General features: G+C 68.1%; 22 protein-coding genes. 7 read left to right on the top strand and 15 right to left on the bottom strand.

The features are described 5' to 3' along the window. Positions 1-104 precede the first annotated feature (104 nt). Positions 105-314, bottom strand: a complete 210-nt coding sequence (locus ACZ48X_RS06375; RefSeq protein ID WP_336349947.1) for a ribbon-helix-helix domain-containing protein — start codon at positions 312-314, stop codon at positions 105-107. 120 nt (positions 315-434) lie between these two features. Here ACZ48X_RS06375 and ACZ48X_RS06370 point away from each other — a divergent pair, with 120 nt between their 5' ends. Continuing rightward, positions 435-761 (top strand): DUF5789 family protein, encoded by a 327-nt coding sequence (locus ACZ48X_RS06370; RefSeq protein ID WP_336349948.1) that lies wholly within the window; start codon positions 435-437, stop codon positions 759-761. A 26-nt stretch (positions 762-787) separates the two neighbouring features. On the opposite strand, the gene aglJ is transcribed toward ACZ48X_RS06370, so the two are convergent. After that, on the bottom strand, positions 788-1,876 hold the full coding sequence (aglJ, locus tag ACZ48X_RS06365; RefSeq protein WP_336349949.1) for an S-layer glycoprotein N-glycosyltransferase AglJ: 1,089 nt from the start codon (positions 1,874-1,876) through the stop codon (positions 788-790). A gap of 245 nt (positions 1,877-2,121) precedes the next feature. On the opposite strand from aglJ, the gene ACZ48X_RS06360 reads away from it, so the two are divergent. The 3 genes from ACZ48X_RS06360 (at position 2,122) to ACZ48X_RS06350 (ending at position 4,521) form a co-directional block, all read left to right on the top strand. Then, positions 2,122-3,276, top strand: a complete 1,155-nt coding sequence (locus ACZ48X_RS06360; protein ID WP_336349950.1) for a glycosyltransferase — start codon at positions 2,122-2,124, stop codon at positions 3,274-3,276. Positions 3,277-3,444: 168 nt separating this feature from the next. Further along, entirely contained in the window at positions 3,445-3,693 is a 249-nt protein-coding gene (locus ACZ48X_RS06355) for a HalOD1 output domain-containing protein (RefSeq protein WP_336349951.1), read from the top strand. An 87-nt stretch (positions 3,694-3,780) separates the two neighbouring features. Beyond that, positions 3,781-4,521 carry a VOC family protein gene (locus ACZ48X_RS06350; RefSeq protein ID WP_336349952.1) on the top strand — a complete coding sequence of 247 codons (741 nt, stop codon included), beginning with the start codon at positions 3,781-3,783 and terminating at the stop codon, positions 4,519-4,521. Positions 4,522-4,560: 39 nt separating this feature from the next. Here the strand turns inward: ACZ48X_RS06350 and ACZ48X_RS06345 are convergent, their stop codons facing one another. The 3 genes from ACZ48X_RS06345 to ACZ48X_RS06335 all read right to left on the bottom strand — a co-directional run bounded on the left by ACZ48X_RS06345 (position 4,561) and on the right by ACZ48X_RS06335 (position 7,102). Continuing rightward, positions 4,561-5,775: an MFS transporter gene (locus ACZ48X_RS06345; RefSeq protein ID WP_336349953.1), complete on the bottom strand. Its 1,215-nt coding sequence runs from the start codon at positions 5,773-5,775 to the stop codon at positions 4,561-4,563. 87 nt (positions 5,776-5,862) lie between these two features. After that, positions 5,863-6,639, bottom strand: coding sequence for a hypothetical protein (locus ACZ48X_RS06340; RefSeq protein ID WP_336349954.1), 777 nt, complete (start codon positions 6,637-6,639; stop codon positions 5,863-5,865). A gap of 163 nt (positions 6,640-6,802) precedes the next feature. Further along, positions 6,803-7,102: a DUF5779 family protein gene (locus ACZ48X_RS06335; protein WP_336349955.1), complete on the bottom strand. Its 300-nt coding sequence runs from the start codon at positions 7,100-7,102 to the stop codon at positions 6,803-6,805. Between the two features lie 152 nt (positions 7,103-7,254). Between ACZ48X_RS06335 and ACZ48X_RS06330 the strand changes: the two genes are divergently transcribed. Next, positions 7,255-7,710: a hypothetical protein gene (locus ACZ48X_RS06330; protein WP_336349956.1), complete on the top strand. Its 456-nt coding sequence runs from the start codon at positions 7,255-7,257 to the stop codon at positions 7,708-7,710. Positions 7,711-7,717: 7 nt separating this feature from the next. Here the strand turns inward: ACZ48X_RS06330 and ACZ48X_RS06325 are convergent, their stop codons facing one another. The 6 genes from ACZ48X_RS06325 to ACZ48X_RS06300 form a co-directional block, all read right to left on the bottom strand. Then, a complete protein-coding gene (locus ACZ48X_RS06325; RefSeq protein WP_336349957.1) occupies positions 7,718-7,864 on the bottom strand; it encodes a DUF7129 domain-containing putative zinc-binding protein in 147 nt (48 codons plus the stop codon). Between the two features lie 207 nt (positions 7,865-8,071). Further along, positions 8,072-8,215 (bottom strand): DUF7129 domain-containing putative zinc-binding protein, encoded by a 144-nt coding sequence (locus tag ACZ48X_RS06320; RefSeq protein ID WP_336349958.1) that lies wholly within the window; start codon positions 8,213-8,215, stop codon positions 8,072-8,074. 173 nt (positions 8,216-8,388) lie between these two features. Continuing rightward, the gene (locus ACZ48X_RS06315) at positions 8,389-8,943 is read right to left on the bottom strand and encodes a class I SAM-dependent methyltransferase (RefSeq protein WP_336349959.1); all 555 of its coding nucleotides are present in this window, start codon (positions 8,941-8,943) and stop codon (positions 8,389-8,391) included. A 136-nt stretch (positions 8,944-9,079) separates the two neighbouring features. Further along, a complete protein-coding gene (locus ACZ48X_RS06310; protein ID WP_336349960.1) occupies positions 9,080-10,087 on the bottom strand; it encodes an LLM class flavin-dependent oxidoreductase in 1,008 nt (335 codons plus the stop codon). A gap of 78 nt (positions 10,088-10,165) precedes the next feature. Next, a complete protein-coding gene (locus ACZ48X_RS06305) occupies positions 10,166-11,218 on the bottom strand; it encodes a DMT family transporter (RefSeq protein ID WP_336349961.1) in 1,053 nt (350 codons plus the stop codon). Positions 11,219-11,359: 141 nt separating this feature from the next. Beyond that, positions 11,360-12,259 carry a DNA-3-methyladenine glycosylase family protein gene (locus ACZ48X_RS06300; RefSeq protein WP_336349962.1) on the bottom strand — a complete coding sequence of 300 codons (900 nt, stop codon included), beginning with the start codon at positions 12,257-12,259 and terminating at the stop codon, positions 11,360-11,362. A 170-nt stretch (positions 12,260-12,429) separates the two neighbouring features. Between ACZ48X_RS06300 and ACZ48X_RS06295 the strand changes: the two genes are divergently transcribed. Continuing rightward, on the top strand, positions 12,430-12,966 hold the full coding sequence (locus ACZ48X_RS06295) for a DUF555 domain-containing protein (RefSeq protein ID WP_336349963.1): 537 nt from the start codon (positions 12,430-12,432) through the stop codon (positions 12,964-12,966). A 173-nt stretch (positions 12,967-13,139) separates the two neighbouring features. Here ACZ48X_RS06295 and ACZ48X_RS06290 read toward each other — a convergent pair whose 3' ends face one another. Continuing rightward, positions 13,140-13,379 carry a UPF0058 family protein gene (locus tag ACZ48X_RS06290; RefSeq protein ID WP_227134316.1) on the bottom strand — a complete coding sequence of 80 codons (240 nt, stop codon included), beginning with the start codon at positions 13,377-13,379 and terminating at the stop codon, positions 13,140-13,142. A gap of 370 nt (positions 13,380-13,749) precedes the next feature. On the opposite strand from ACZ48X_RS06290, the gene ACZ48X_RS06285 reads away from it, so the two are divergent. After that, the gene (locus ACZ48X_RS06285; protein WP_336349964.1) at positions 13,750-14,154 is read left to right on the top strand and encodes a translation initiation factor IF-2 subunit beta; all 405 of its coding nucleotides are present in this window, start codon (positions 13,750-13,752) and stop codon (positions 14,152-14,154) included. A 59-nt stretch (positions 14,155-14,213) separates the two neighbouring features. Here the strand turns inward: ACZ48X_RS06285 and ACZ48X_RS06280 are convergent, their stop codons facing one another. The 3 genes from ACZ48X_RS06280 to ACZ48X_RS06270 all read right to left on the bottom strand — a co-directional run bounded on the left by ACZ48X_RS06280 (position 14,214) and on the right by ACZ48X_RS06270 (position 15,842). Next, the gene (locus ACZ48X_RS06280) at positions 14,214-14,393 is read right to left on the bottom strand and encodes a DUF7836 family putative zinc-binding protein (protein WP_227134314.1); all 180 of its coding nucleotides are present in this window, start codon (positions 14,391-14,393) and stop codon (positions 14,214-14,216) included. A gap of 124 nt (positions 14,394-14,517) precedes the next feature. Next, positions 14,518-15,525 (bottom strand): transcription initiation factor IIB, encoded by a 1,008-nt coding sequence (locus ACZ48X_RS06275; RefSeq protein WP_336349965.1) that lies wholly within the window; start codon positions 15,523-15,525, stop codon positions 14,518-14,520. A 200-nt stretch (positions 15,526-15,725) separates the two neighbouring features. Continuing rightward, a complete protein-coding gene (locus ACZ48X_RS06270; protein WP_464379857.1) occupies positions 15,726-15,842 on the bottom strand; it encodes a PGF-CTERM sorting domain-containing protein in 117 nt (38 codons plus the stop codon). Positions 15,843-15,918: the final 76 nt, after the last annotated feature.

Genomic DNA, 15,918 nt, shown 5'->3' with positions numbered 1-15,918 from the left:
GTTCGCTACCCGCTCGAAAAAGCATCACGTTCACGTCACCAGTCGCGGCGTCGCGTAGTCTCAGGGACCCTCCGGTCCCAGCCGGTCTCGTCGAAGCGCCGTCGTCACTCGAGGTACCCGAGGTCTTGGAGTTGTTCGGCGATCTCCTCGAATTCGGCTTCGGTGAGGCCGTCTGATTGTTCGTGTTGGATGACGATGCTGCGGAGGAGGAAGCGGACGAGGTCTGAGGTGCTGGAGAAGCTGGTGCCTTCGATGGTTTCGTCGACGCGGTCGGCGAGGTCTTTGGGGATGGAGACGGTGGTGTAGTCGGTCATGGTGGTGGTGTGGGGGTGGAGGGTGAAGGGGTTTGCGTCCGCGGACGGTCGGGTGATGGGGCGTCGGAGTGGGTGCTGAGTCGGAACAGTTTCTTTGGGGTTCGGGTGATACGGGCGGGTATGGGGATGCGGCCGCCTGCTGACGACGACGACGAGGAACCGGCGACTGTGGCGTTCGGTATCGCTGCGGTCGACGACTGGCTCGAGTCGTTCGACGTGTCCTATCCGGCGTCGAAGCGCGAGCTCCGGGAGTCGGTTGGGCACGTCGAGGTACCGTACGATACGCGCGGGCATTCGGTCCGACTTGCGGAGGTGCTCGCGGAGGTGGAGGTCGAGGAGTTCGGTGACGAGCAGGAGTTGTTGAACGCGCTGCATCCGGTGTTCGAGCGGCGTCGGGAGCGTGGGGTGTCGGTCATAGAGCGCGTGCGGCGCGTGCTCCCGTTCTGAGGCGTTCGTGGGTGTGTTCTGGCGCGCTAGTTGTCGACTGCGTCGGCCGTGGCGCTGTGGTCTCGGTCGCTGGTTTCGGTGTCGTCTTCGGTGCTCTCGGTGCCGTCGGCGTCGTGGGCGTGCGGGGCGTGGTCGTCGAACGTCGTCTGGATGGGCGTTTTCGCGTCGCCGTCGGTCGTCCCAATCTCTTCGCGAGCGATGCGTTCGAGGCGCTGGCGTTGTTCCTCGTGGAGGGAGACGAGGAGGTCGGCGAGGACGCCGAAGATGAGGAACTGCGCGCCGAGGACGAAGATGAAGCCGCCGGCGGGCGCGAGCACCTCGTGGGGGACTCTGTTGACGAACCAGTCGTAGAGGACGAAGGCGCCGATGATGGTCCCGACGAGGGTGAGGACGCCGCCGATGCTCCCGAAGTAGAACAGGGGGTTGTGGGTTTTCGCGCGGAGGTAGAGCGTGAGGAGGATGACGCCGCCGTCTCTGAACGGTCGGAGGTTCGATTCGCTGGCGTCGGGTCGGGACACGTACGTGATGTCGGTGACGTGGATGCGGTGGTCGTTCCGGCGGGCTTCGACGGCCATCTCGGTCTCGATTCCGAAGCCGTCGGCGTTGAGGTTCATCTCGAAGAACGAGTCGCGGGTGAACGCGCGGTAGCCCGAGAGGATGTCGCCGAGGTGCTGGCCGTGGATGGCGTTGAAGCCGTGGTTGATCATGCTGTTCCCGAACTGGTTGAGGCGCGGCATCGCGCCGCGTTCCATGTCCGCGAAGCGGTCGCCGACGACGTGGTCGGCGCGTCCTTCGAGTATCGGTTCGAGCATGCGGTGGGCGTCCTCGGGGAGGTACGTGCCGTCGCCGTCGAGCATGAGGACGACGGGTTTGTTCGTGTAGGCGACGCCGTCGCGGACGGCTTGGCCTTTCCCGGAGCCGCGGCCGCCTTCGGTCTGGGTGATGACGGTGGCGCCGGCGTCGCTGGCGAGTTCGCGCGTGCCGTCGGTGGAGTGGCCGTCGACGACGAGGACGTCGTCGAACCCTTCGGCGTGCATGCCGGTGACGACCTCGTCGATGGTTTCGGCTTCGTTGTAGGTCGGCACCAGCACGCAGACGTCGTCGTACTCGCCCATTCTCTCTCGGGGATGCTCGCCACAGCGGGAAAAACCCTCGCGTTCGCTCGGCGGTCGATAAGTGGCTGGCTGAGGGTTGGCGGTCGATAAGTGGCTGGCTGAGGGTTGGCGGTCGATAAGTGGCTGGCTGAGGGGTGGCGGTCGATGGTTGGCTGTCCGACGATTGGTGGTTGATAGTGGCTGTCCGATGGTTCCGTGGGCGGGATGCCGTCATCGTTTTGCGTGCTGGCGGGGAACGCGGGGGTATGAACTGGCTGGTCGTGGTCGCGGGCGTGGCTGTGGCGGTGACGTTCGCGCCGTATCTCGCGTTCGGGGTGGTCTATGCGCTCAAGCGACCGTCGGGGTCGCCGGCGGCGAAGGAGCCTGCGGAGCCGAACGTGAGTATCGTGCTGCCGACGTACAACGAGTCGGGTATCGTCGAGAAGAAGCTCGACGACGTGATGGCGCTCGACTATCCGATGGAGAAGGTCGAGCTCGTGGTGGTGGATTCGTCGGACGACGAGACGCGCGAGATCGTCCGCGAGTACTTCGCTGACCGCGAGCACCCCGAGTTGAACCTCATCGAGGAGGACGAGCGTCGGGGGCTCGCACCTGCACTCAACGACGCGTACGCGGCTGCGAAGTACGAGATGGTGGTGAAGACGGACTGCGATTCGTTGCTCCCCGAGGACGTGCTGCGGGAGGCTGCGGCGAACCTCGCTGACCCGGAAGTGGCAGCCGTCACGGGCACGAACGTCGAGGTCCTCGGTGGGAGTGACGTCGAGACGGGGTATCGGGGCGTGCAGTCGCACATCCAGACGCTGGAGAGCCATCTGGATTCGACGTTCATCTTCCACGGGCCGTTCTCGGCGTTCGAGAACGACGCCATCACGCCCATCGACCCGAACTCGCTCGCGGACGACACCGAACTCGCGCTGCGCATCCGTCGGCGGGGCGCGGATCACCGCGTGGTGTTCGACCCGGCGGTCCAGTACATGGAGGCGAGTCATTCGGCGTTCCGGAAGCGCCGCACGCAGAAGGACCGCCGCGGGATGGGCCTCATCCGGTTGCTCGCACAGCACCGGGACGCGCTCGGGGGGTACGGGAACTACGGGCGGGTGGTGCTGCCGTTCAACTGGTGGTTCATGGTGGTGTCGCCGTGGCTCGTGATGCTCGACGTCGTCCTCGTCGCGGCCGCGGTCGGCGTCGCGGTACAGCCGCTCGCTGGCGTCGGCGTGCTCGCGGCGCTCGGCGCGTTCGTCCTCCTCGGGTCCAGAGAGCTGCTCGGCCCGCTCTCGCCGCTGTACTCGCTGTTCGACACGCAGGTGTCGCTGTTCCGTGCGAGCATCGAGCTCCTCCGCGGGAAGGGCGACGGGACGTGGGAGGTCGACGAGGAACTCCGCGAAGCGTTCGACAACTGACGGGCTCGCCGCACCCCACGTCCCTGCACGCGCTCTTTCCCTCTCACCCAAGACACGAGAAATCGGGCGTTAGGGGCTGCCTACGGTGTCGTATGGGCGTCTTCTGGCCGTGGCACTTATGCCGGGTCGTGCCAAGGCGTAGACATGGAGTCTTCGACTGGAGAGATCATGGAAACGGTCGTACTGGCTGTCGCGGACGCGACCGAGCGCGACGCCCTGTCGCTCCCGCCGCTCGCCACGTCCATCGACCCGGACGTCCTGGACGCGGTCGTCGACGGTCCGGGGAACGGCTCGGTGACGTTCACGTACGCCAGTCAGGAGGTGACGGTCGCGCACGATGGGGACGTGAGCGTGTCGACCGTGCTCCCGGCGCGACGGGCGGGAACGCGGGCCGCGAGCGGTCCGGCAGGGGACTGACGGGACGGCCGCGAGCGTCGCGTCGCGGACTCCGCGGCGCTCGTCGCCCGGCGAAGGTTCTTGGGTGTGTCGGGCGAACGAGCAGGTATGCTCTCGGGGCTCTCGTGGTTGGCACTGGAGGTGAAGGACCTGGCTGCGGCGCGCGCGTTCTACGGTGAGACTCTCGCGATGGACGCGATAGCGGACGGGTCGCTTCCGGCGGCGCTCGCGGACGTTGGCGAGCAGGTGGCGTTCGCCGCGGGCGACACCGCGCTCGTGCTGCGGCGTCCGGACGCGGTCCCGCGCGGTGGCCTCCACACGCACTACGCGATGAGCATCCCGAGCGACGAGTACGACGACTGGTGGGATGCACTGGAGGACGCCGGGTTCGCGCTCGACGAGCACGTCTTCGGTGACGCGCGCTCGCTGTACTGTTACGACGACGACGGGAACTGCGTGGAACTCGGCCAGACGGACGTCGACGGGCCCGGTATCGACGGCGTGTTCGAGGTCGTCCTCGAAGTGACGGATCTCGACGCGGCGGAGGCGTTCTACGCGGCCCTCGGGTTCGAGACGGTCGACCGCGGCGCGGACCGCGTTCGCGTCCGGATGCACGGCCCGATGGCGCTCGAGCTCTGGGAGCCCCATCTCGGGCTCGCGGACGCTCGCGGCGGCGTGCACGTCGACCTCGGGTTCGCGACCGACGACCCGGCGGCGGCCGCGGCGGCGATCGCGGACCGCGTCGACGCCCGCGAACCGCTCACGGACGGCGAGGCGGGCGACGCGGACGCGACCGCAGTCCGCGTGCGGGACCCCGACGGTCACTACCTCACGTTCCACGAACGCTGACGAGACGACGCTCACGATTGATTCGCTGCTCGACGCATGTCACGCGCCGGGTTCTGGGGCGCGGACGGCGAGCGCGAGGCCGGCGAGTGCGACGACGAGCGCCGCGAGGAACGCGACCTGGTAGCCGTAGCGGGCGATGAGTTCGCCGGCGACGATCGGGGCGAGGAACGCGCCGAAGAGCCCGACGCTCGTCATCGTCGAGATGGCGGTGGTCGTCACCTCGGCGGGGACGACCTCGGTGACGTACGAGAACAGGAGGCCGAGCGCGAGCTGTATCGTGAACCCGGAGACGACGGTGAACGCGACGACCGCGGGGACGTCCGCGATGGCGACGAACCCGACGAGCGCGGGCGCGGTGCCGGCGAACGAGAGGACGACGACGGGACGGCGGCGGCCGTCGAACAGGCGGTCGGAGAGCACGCCGCCGCCGGTGCGGGCGACGACGCCGACCGCGGGGAAGAGGGCGGTGAGGGCGCCGGCGAGCGCGAGCGAGACGTCGAGTTCGCCCTCGAGGTAGCTCGGCAGCCACGTGTTGAGGAAGAGGTAGAGCGAGAACGCGAGGAACGAGAGCGCGGAGAGCGTCCAGACGGCGCGGTTCGCGAACACGTTCCGGAACTCGGCGCGCGTCGGCGCGGGCGTCTCCATGGCGCCGCGGAAGGACTCGCCGGTGGTCGCGGCGAGGAACGCGGTGACGCCGATGACGGCGACGGTAGCGAAGAACGGGAAGATGGCGGGCCATCCGAACGCGTCGGCGACGAGCGGGGCGCCGAACTGGCCGAACGCGAACCCGACGGGTGCGCTCGCGGTGAACGCGCTCACGGCGGTCGCGCGGACGTCCGCGTCGACGGCCTGCCCGACGAGGTCCGCGCCCGCGTTCCAGAACAGGACGTAGGCGACGCCACCGAGGACGCGGGAGGCGACGAGCGACCAGTACGCGCCCTCGGTCGCGGCCCGCCACCCCCAGACGCCGGCGACGAGCAGGCCGACGGCGGCCGCGGCGACGGCGTTCCGGACGTCGAACCGGTCGAGCGCGACGCCGACTGGGACGGAGAGGACGACCGCGGTCAGGTACATCACGCTCACGAGCCAGCCAGCCGCGGTCGGGCCGATGCCGAGGCCGTCGCGGACGAGCGGCACGACGCTCGCGGGCGCTATCTCGTACGCGCCAGCGGCCGCGGAGAGCACGAATAGCCCGCCGACGAGCCCGATGGTTCGCGGGTCTACCGCGCCGTTGGTTCGAGAGCCGTCGCTCACTGGGTTGACGTTCGCGCCCGGCGATATAATTCGACTGAAAGCGGTGGACGCGACCGCGGACGACCCGTCGTGGTCGTGGATGACGTCCTACCGTTCGTCGTCGTGGCTGTCGGCGTCGTCGGGTTCGTCCTCCCGTTCGTCGTCGTGGCTGTCGGCGTCGTCGGGCTCGTCCTCGCCCTGCGCGTCGTCGTCTCCGTTCGCTTCGCGTTCGGGGCCTTCGCTGTCGGTCTCGGCGAACTCGTAGTCGCCGTCGGTCGCTTGCTTCGCGCCCTTGGCCGCTTCCTTCGCGGCGTTCGTCTTGTCCTTGATCTCCTTCGAGCGCTCCTTGACCTCGTTGGATTGCTCGCGGACGCGCTCGGTCGTCTCGTCGACGTCGTCCGCGACGGACTTGACCTCGTCCGGGTCGACCGGCGGGTCGACGTCGGCCTCGGACGCGACCTCGTCGATGCTCTCGGCGGCCGTCCCGACCTTCGACCCGACCGCTTCGACCTCGTCGGCCGCGGACTGGACGGTCTCGGCGGTCTCCTCGAGTTCGTCAGCGGTCCGTTCGACGTCCGCAGCCGTGGTCTCGAGTTCGTCCGCGGCCTCCTGGACGCGGGCGCGACCGCGGTCGTAGCTCCGGGCGAGCGCGATGGTCTGCAGGAGGCCCGTGACGAGGAACAGCGCGAACGCGAGCATCCCGGCGTCCCACAGGACGTCCGCGAGTCCAGGGTCGAGTGCGACGACGTCGAACGCGACGACCGCGTTCGCGGCGAGGAGCACGACCGTCGCGACCAGCACCGCTCGCTGGAACCGCAGGTAGTTCCGGTCGACGACCACTCGCTCGACCGCGTTCCCGAACCGGCGAAGGAGACTGTCGCTCATACCGACACGTCGACGGCCGCACGTAAATAGCCGGTCGTGGCGCCTCCTCGAACGACGGTGGGGGACTGCCGACTGTGCTGGTGGGCGCTGCTGTCGTTGGAACGTCGCGATAGCAGGGCTCGAATCAGGATACGCCGGCCCGGTCGGCGTTCGGGGCTGGCAGTCAGAGGTCGCTCGTGTCGATGTCGATACCGGGCGGGGAGACGATGAGGAACCCGCGGAAGTGCACGAGCGAGCCGTCGTCCTCGCGGACGTCGCGCGCGAACCCGGCGGCGAGTTCGTTCACGTCGCCTTTGACGTCGAGGACGAGGACGTTCCCGTCCATGACGGTGTCGTACCACTCGCTGCCGGGTGTGGTGCCGTCGAGGACGCCAAGGCGGACGCTCCCGGTGAGGTCCGCGTCCTCGTCCTCGTCGTCGAGGTGGTCTTCGACGGCGCGGAGGTCGAGGTCGAAGTCGCTCATACACCACTCCTGGGGTGGCCTCGACTAAACAGTTCCGTCCGTTCGCCGCGCGAAAACAGCGTCCCTGGGCTCGCGATTCCGCGTGTTCGCGACGGTCGCTCCGGGGGCCGCGTCCGGGAATCCTTATCCGCGCTGCAGGCGTCGGGTCGGGTATGGGACTCGACGTTGACACGCCGCCGGTACCGGAGCTCGAGGAGGTCGACCCGAACGAGTACGAGGACGCCGAGATCGTCGGTGACACGGACTACAAGCGCGAGGAACTGGAGGTGTTCCTCCGCGAGGGTGCGTGGGAGCGTGCGTTCGACGAGTGGGCCGAGGACACGGACCTCGACGAGCGCGAGTTCGGTATCGCGACGGACCTGGCGATGTTCGCGGAGTTCGACTTCTTCTGGGACGGGTTTGCGGACCGCGTCGGCTATCACGCGCCGGGGATCCCGGAGGACTGGAAGGAGCGCGACTACCATCCAGAACTCGACGAGTGGAGTACGGTGTCGTCGCTGAACGCGTCGCTGACGGAGTTCGGGCAGGTGGTGTGTGACGTGCTCAAAGAGGAGTACGTGGACTGGGAGTCGGAGTACGAGCCGCCGGAGGACCTCCCGGACTTCTAGCGCCGCGTCACTCCCTGGCGACGCCGATGCTCCGCGGTTCGCCGTCGCACAGCGGGTCCGAGCACGAGTCCGAGGCGCTGTCGAGGCGGTCGCCGCAGCGAGTGCATTCGAACGTCTGTACCGTTCGTTCTGGTTTCGTGGTTCGTCCGTCCATCTCTGTACGTTAGATATTGACATGCACGGTAATAAGTCTGCTCCCGCGTGACGAACCAGTAATGATGCTGATCTACTGGCGGTGCGTGGCCAGAACGACGTGAGAAGGACGACCGCTCTCGCGGTCGGGTCGCGGCCCGGCCAGCCCGTGCGTGGCCGGGTCGCGGGACGGAATAGAGGTCTGCCAGGTCCTCGCTGCAGCGTGCCGTTACTCTCGTGCGACCCCGATGTTGCGCGGCGCGCCGTCACAGAACGGGTCGTCGCAGGTGTCCGCCTGACTCTCGAGGCGTGCACCGCATCGCACGCACTCGTACTCGGCCTCGCCCGGTGTGAACGCGTCAGTCCGTACCATCGTAGGAGGATGTGACCAATTCACAGGGTTAAGGCTTCCCCTGATACCACCCCATACCATCCCGGGGTGCCCATATTGTTTAATCACATACAAGGCGGTGTACGTTCGGTCAGTTCTGCGCCATCGCGCCGGCCGGGCACTGCGTCACGCGCCCCGGCGGCGTCGAGCGGGACTCAGGCGGTGGCGACGACGAGGAACGTCTCGGGGCGTTCGCTCGCGCGCTCGACGGTGAACCCGGCAGCTTCGAGGTCCTCGACGGCGTCCGCCGGTGAGAACCGCTCGTCGGTCGGCGGCCCGTCCTCGCCCGCACCGGTCGCGCTCCAGTCGACGGTCACCAGGCGGCCGCCGGGCGCGAGCACGCGCCGCAGTTCCGCGAGTCCGGCCGCGTCCGCGTACTCGTGGTGCGTCATCGTCGAGTACGCCGCGTCCAGCTCGTCGTCGTCGAACGGCAGGTCCGCGACCGCCGCCGTGACGAACGAGACGTTCTCGGGCGCACCCTTCTCGCGGTAGATGTCGTGCATCTCGCTCTGGACGTCGACCGCGTACGTCTCGCCGGCGAACGGCGCGACGTCGTCCGTGTAGAACCCCGTCCCGGACCCGAGGTCCGCGACGGTCTCGTCGCCGTCGAGCGCGAGCGCCGCGACGAGTTCCTCGGGCGAACAGTACCGATACCGCGACTCGTCCTCCAGCGCCTCCGCGCGGTCGACGGGGAACGTGTGGAATCCCATGCCTCGCCAGAGGACCCGGAGCCTCGTATCGGTACGGGTTCCGGACGGCCCGACGGCGGGGGCGTCGCCGACACCGCCCGAGAGGTTTACGTCTAATGTAAACCCCGTGAGGCTGGTGACGCGACCCTGGCCGCGTCTACCGGAGGTCGGGCGCGACCTCGTCGCCGAGCCGCTCGATGCACTCGACCATCTCGTCGGTGCCGACGCCGGGGTGGTACGTCCGGAAGATGAAGTGCGTGTCGTCGCCTAACGCCTCCCGGTACGTCTCGAGTTCCTCGACGACCTGCTCGGGCGTCCCGAATATCGCCTGCTCCTTGAGCTCCTGCTTGCGTTCGTCGTCCAGCTCCTCGACCGTCTCGCCGCTGAAGATCTCCGCGTACCGCCGCTGGATGTAGAAGTAGCCGTCCTTCATCGTCTCCCACGCCTCCTCCTCGGAGTCGCCGACCCAGCCGTGCTGGAGGACGTAGTTCGTGAACTCGCCGTCGACGTCCTCCTCCTCGCGGACGTTCGCGATGTCCTCGACGCGCTTCTTGAGGCCACCGACCGAGAGCTTCGACGGCGCACACCACGCGTCCGCCTCCCGGGCCGCACGCCGGACCGCGGGCTTCGCGCCGCCGCCGAGCATGATGGGGACGTCGTTCTCGACGGGCTTCGGCGTCACGTTCACGCTCGGGTCGACGTCGTGGAACTCCGCGTCGTAGTCGAGCGGCCCCTCGCTCCACGCCGCCTTCAGGAGGTTCACCTGGTCGGCGAGGCGCTCCACGCGCTCCTCCTGTGGGACGCCGAACGCGTCGAACTCCGCGGGGTTCGACCCGATGGCGAGCCCGAGCGTCACGCGGTCGCCAGCGATGTTGTCCGCGGTCGCGACGTCTTCCGCGAGCCGCACGCCGTCGTACAGCGGCGCGAGCGCGATGCACGTCCCGATCTCGATATCGTCGGTCGCGGCGGCGAGCGCGCCGAGACTCGGCATCGTCCCCGACAGGTAACCGTCCGCCATGAAGTGATGCTCGCTCACCCACACCGAGTCCAGGCCCGCGTCGTCCGCGGTGCTCGCCACGGTGAGCATCTCGTCGTAGAGCTCGTCCATCGAGCGGTCGTCGTCCGGCCGCGACTGACAGGTGAACAGACCCGTGCCGAGTTCCATACGACGACGTTCCAACGCCCGTATGAAAACTATTCGTGAAGCGGTCGCGTCGACGGTCGACCCGTCGCCGACGGCGGGTCAGTCGTCGCAGGGGGCCTCGCACGGCTCGCCGCGTTCGTCGCCGGACCGGGCCGCTGGCTCGCGGCTGTCGTCGCCCCCGCCGCGGAGCCGCCGGGTGGCGCGCCGGAGTTCCGCGGTGACGACCTGGCGTTCGACGAGCGCGACGCCCGCGACGACGACGAGGAACCCGGCGACGGTCACCGCGTCGACGGTCGCGTCGAGGAACAGCCAGCCGGTCGCCGCGGCGAACACGGGGACGAGGTACGCGACGAGGTTCGTCCGGACCGGGCCGACGCGCTCGATGAGGCCGAAGTAGAGCGCGTACGCGACCGCGGTCGACGGGATGGCGACGGCGACGATGCTCCACGCGGTCGCGGGCCCGACGTCGAGGACGGCCGCCTGCGGTTCGCCGACGCCGAGGCTGAGTGCGTGCAGGAGGAGTGCGCCGACGCCCATCGCCCACGCGGTCATCGAGACGCTCTCCATGTCGACGCCGACCCGCTGGAGGAGGACGCTCCCGAGCGCGACCGCGGCGGCCGCACCGAGGACGAGCACCTGCCCTATCGCGCTCGCGTCCCCGAACGTCGACGGCGACGGCTGGACGATGAGGACGACCCCGCCGAGGGCGACGCCGATACCGAGCGCGCCCAGCCACGACATGCGGTCGCCGAGCAACCACCACGCGAACACCGGCGCGAGTATCGGGTTCAGGCCGTACATCACGGACGCGGCCGCCGGCGTCGTCGTCCCCTGCCCGACGAACAGCAGGCCGTTGTTGAGGACGACGAGGAAGACCGCGGCGACGCCGATGCCGACCGCATCGGCGCGCGTTCGCGGGAGCCACGTCGACCGCGGCCTGGCGACCGCGACGTACCCCAGGAGGACGACGGCGGCGAGGTCGAAGCGGAGGCCCGCGAACAGCACCGGCGGGAGTTCCTGGAGCCCGGTCTTGATGGCAGCGAACGACCCGCCGAACAGGACCGCGAGGAAGACGAACAGGACGCCGTCGCGGTACCGCGACGGGACCGCCGCGCGCAGCGAGCCGAGCGCGCTCCCCGTCAGCGGAACCACCGACGAGCGAGTGTCCGAATCATGTCCCGTGCTATGGCTCGAACCCGGATAGGGGCTTCGTGAGAGACGCTGGCACGTTGCTCGAAGGGTTCGTGGACGAGCGCGACCGGGTCTCGCGGCGGCGACCCGGGTCGACCCCGGTCACTCCGCGGTCCGGAGGTGGTGGAAGACGTACGTCTGCACGTAGCCCGCGTACTCGCCGCCGAAGCGCTCGCGGAGCGCGCGACTCGTCTCCGTGTAGTTCCCGCGCTCGCAGTCGGGGTAGTGGTCGGCGACGACGGTCTGCATCCACGTGTCCAGCGGGATGGCTTCGAGGTACCCCAGCGAGAACAGGAGGATGCAGTCCGCGACCTTGTCGCCGACGCCGACGAACCGCGTCAGGTACTCGCGGGCGGCCTCGTACTCGCGCCCGAGGGCGTCCTCGGGGTGGGCGTCGCCGGCCGCGACCATCTCCGCGGTCCGCTGGACGTACGGCGCACGGTATCCGAGTCCGAGGTCGCGGAGGTCGCCCTCGGTGGTCGCGGCGAGCTGGTCGGGCGTCGGGAACGCGTGATACGTCTCCCCCTGGAAGGAGACGGCGTCGCCGTACGCGCGAGCGAGACTACTCACCATCTCGTGGATGCGTTCGACGCGCATCTGCGTCGAGCAGATGAACGAGATGAGGCACCCGAACGCCGGGTCGCGGACGAGCCGGAGCCCGGGGAACGCGCCGCGAGCGTCGTCGACGAGGTCGAGCGCGGGCGCGTCAGCGAAGATCGCGTCCAGGTCGTCGTCGAGCCGCAGCAAGCGGACGAGGCGGTCGTGGGCGTCCTCGGTCGACTCCCAGACGAGCGCGTCCTCGGTCTTCCTGACGCGAACGACCTCGCCGTCGGGGACCGCGTAGTACCACGGCGCGTCGTCGAGGTCGCGGTCGGTCGTCACGTCGCCAGCGTACGCGTCGCCGTCCTCGCGCCGCCAGAGGTACGACTGCCCGCTCTCGAGTGTCGCCGCGAGGTCGAGCCCACCAGCGAGGTCCGCGAGCGGGAAACGCCCGGAGTGCATACGAGACCGTCGGGGACCGCCCGGGTATCGGGCTTTCGGTCCCCGCCCATTCACGCGCGTTCCGCCACCCCGTCACCGGCCCGTCACCGAACGCTCCCCGCTGCCGTCCTGCGATACCCAGGGGGTAACGCCAACCTTGATACCGATGGCAGCGAAACCCACGGGCACGTATGGATTGCAGAGTCGTCGTCGAAGCGGCGGTGCCCGTGTACGACGTGTCGACGGAGGACGAGGCCATCCGTATCGCCATCTCGAAGACCGGCGCGATGCTGAACCCCGACCTCAACTACGTCGAGATAAACATGGGCGAGCGGGCGTGCCCGCACTGCCACGAGTCCATCGACCCCGCGTTCATCGCCGCCGACGAGAGCCTCGTCGCCCTGGAACTGGAGATGAAGGTGTTCAACGTCGAACGCGAGGAGCACGCCTCCCGGATCGCTCGCAAGGAGATCGGGAAGCAACTGGAGAACATCCCCCTCGAAGTGCTCTCCGTCGACGTCATCGACGACGAGGACGACGCCGAAGCCGACGGCGACGCCGACACTGCGAACGAAGACGAGGCCGAACCGGCTGACGAGAGCGATACCGCCGACGAGAGTGACCTCGCGGACGAGCGCAAGGCGGGAGACGAGCACGATGCCGACACTGCGAGCGGCGACGACGATGACGACGACGTCCTCCCGGAGTTCGAGGACCTCATCGACTGACGACGACCACGGAACGGTACCGGACCCCGCGACTGCAGCGTGATTCCTGCTCGAACCGTCTGGTGACGTATCATCAGGAGCGTGGCGCGCGCCTCGAGGAACGACCGAGTCGGTGTGCGTCGACGCAGCTGGGGCTGTTCGACGAGTAACTACGGTAGAACGCGGCTGAAGTCTCAGTCGGCGGTCGGAGCGACGGTCTCCGTCTCCGCCTCGTCGTCCATGTCAGAAGTGATGCCACCTGCGAGTGCAAACACCGCTGCCTTGTGATCGGTTTTGGATTTGTGGATCGACGTTGGTCGAATACCGAGGGACTCGTATTCCTCGAGGTCGAGGTCGCCGTCGCTCCATGTGTCGTACTGTCCGGATACCTCCGCGAGAAGGCCGTGAAGGTGGATGAGCTCCTGCTTCTTCATAACCAAAACCATCTATCGGCCCCAGGGTTATATTATTATCCCGTGTCGCGTTAACACACCACCCTTAGATACCCGTGGTTATCGGGGGTAGCGACCATGTGACGTTCTCGGAACCATTGAATTTAGCGAACGGGGTCGTGGATTCGAGGCGCGCGCGCCGGACCTCACAGCTCCCCGAACATCGACCACGTGCGTACCAGATGCCGATTCGACGCGAACGGAACCGGCAGCGAACAGGTCTCGACGTGGACTATTTGCGGTCGCTTTCGCCGAATCAGCCGACCGAACGCTCGACGAGGGCGCCAGCGGTGATGGGGGATGGAGGCGTCGAGTATGAAGATTTTTGGCCCGCTCGGTCCGTATTCGGCGTATGGATTACGACGACCAGCTCGAGCGCGCGCTGGAGGAGACGCCGGACATCGACGCCGGCGGCGACCGGTTCGACGTGCCGGACCCGGACATCCGACAGGAGGGCAAGCTGACGGTGTACGAGAACTTCCAGGCGACGGTCGACCGCCTGAACCGCGAGGAGGACCACGTGATGCAGTTCCTCCAGAACGAGCTCGGGACGAGCGGCCACATCGACGAGAGCGGTCGCGCTCGCCTCAAGGGCGACTTCCGCGAGGTCCGCATCCAGGACGCACTGGAGGACTACGTCGAGGGCTACGTGACGTGCTCGGAGTGCGGCCTCCCGGACACGGTGTTCGAGCGCGAGGACGGCGTGCTCCGCATCCGCTGCGAGGCCTGTGGCGCGCGCTCGTCGACGGGCGTCTAACGCCGAATCGAGCGAGCGACCCGCTACGCGTCGTCTTCTGCTGTCTGAACGACGAACGGTCAGCCGAGTTGCTTGAGCGTGGAGAGGTCGTGGTCGGTCCGCATGAACTCGGACGTGCGTCGACTGGCGTGACAGTTCGGACAGTGGAACGTGTCACCGGGTGCAGGGAGGTCCGCGGGCGCGGTCTCCCAGTCCTTGCCGCATTCGGGACAGAGAAGTCTCACGTACGTCTCGACCATGTGACTCTCTAACACCACCGGGGGTGAAAAAGATTGCCGCTATCTGGCCCGAACGCACGCGAAGCCGTCTGCTGGTTCCGGCTGGCGGGCGGCCGATACTCGTCGAACGAGAGCCGATTCCCGGTCAGGCGAGTGCGACGCCGGCGTCCGACGCCTCCAGGAGTTCCTTGTAGCGGTTCCGGATGGTGACCTCGCTGACGTTCGCGACGTCACCGACCTGGCTCTGCGTGACCTTCTCGTTCGTCAGGAGCGCGGCCGCGTAGACGGCGGCAGCGGCGAGCCCGACGGGCGACTTCCCGGAGTGCAGGCCGGCGTTGCGCGCGTTGTCCAGGAGCATCCGGGCGCGGCGTTCGCCCTCGTCGCTGAGGCCGAGTTCGCTCGCGAACCGCGGCACGTACTGGACGGGGTCGGCGGGCTGGATCTCGAGGTTGAGCTCGCGGACGACGTACCGGTACGTCCGGGTGAGCTCCATCTTGTCGACGCGCGAGACGAGCGCGATCTCGTCGAGGCTACGGGGCGTGCCGGCCTGGCGGGCGGCGGCGTAGAGCGCGGCGGTGGCGACGCCCTCGATGCTGCGGCCCGGGAGGAGGTCCTCGTTCAGCGCGCGGCGGTAGATCACGCTCGCGGTCTCCCGAACGTTCTTCGGGAGGCCGAGCGAGGACGCCATGCGGTCGATCTCGCCGAGGGCCTGCTTGAGGTTGCGTTCCTTGCTGTCGCGGGTGCGGAAGCGCTCGTTCCAGGTGCGGAGACGCTGCATCTTCTGGCGCTGGCTGGAGCTGAGCTGGCGGCCGTATGCGTCCTTGTTCTGCCAGCCGATGTTCGTCGACAGCCCGTCGTCGTGCATCATCTTCGTGGTGGGGGCGCCGACGCGGGACTTCTCGTCGCGCTCGCCGGCGTCGAACGCGCGCCATTCGGGGCCGCGGTCGACGGCGTCCTCTTCGACGACGAGCCCGCAGTCCTCGCAGACGCGTTCGCCGCGTGCTTCGACGCTGGCGACGGGGCCGCCACACTCGGGGCAGACGCGCTCGTCGACCTGTTCGCTGGTGGTCTCCGTCGTCGTTTTCTGGTCTGTTCGCTCGTCTCGGGTGGTCGTGGGCTGTTCGACGTCGGTGGTGGTGGTTGTGTCGCTCATGTGTTGGGGTCCTCTTCGGGTGCGGTCGGCTGCGGGGCGAGAAGAAAGACGAGCCCAGCAGGACTGTTCCTCACCCATAGTAAGTGCGACAAGCATATAAACCTTTGCACTGCTTTATATAGGGTTGGTAGTTACGTACTTGAATCCGTCGGAGAAACGCGAAACGTTCAAATCCGCTTCGGTCGCGGTGACCGATCGCGTTACCGGCGGCGCGCCAGGAACGCGGCGCCCAGCAGCGCGAGGACGGCCACGGCGATGCCGAAGCCGGGCGACCCGCCCGACGCGCCGTCGTTCTCGTCACCGTCCTCGTCGTCCATCATCGTCGTCTCCTCGTCCATCATCGTCGTCTCCTCGTCCATCATCGTCGTCTCCTCGTCCATCATCGTCGTCTCC

Source organism: Halorubellus litoreus, assembly GCF_055378595.1.
This window is presented reverse-complemented; position numbering and strand designations above follow the sequence as displayed.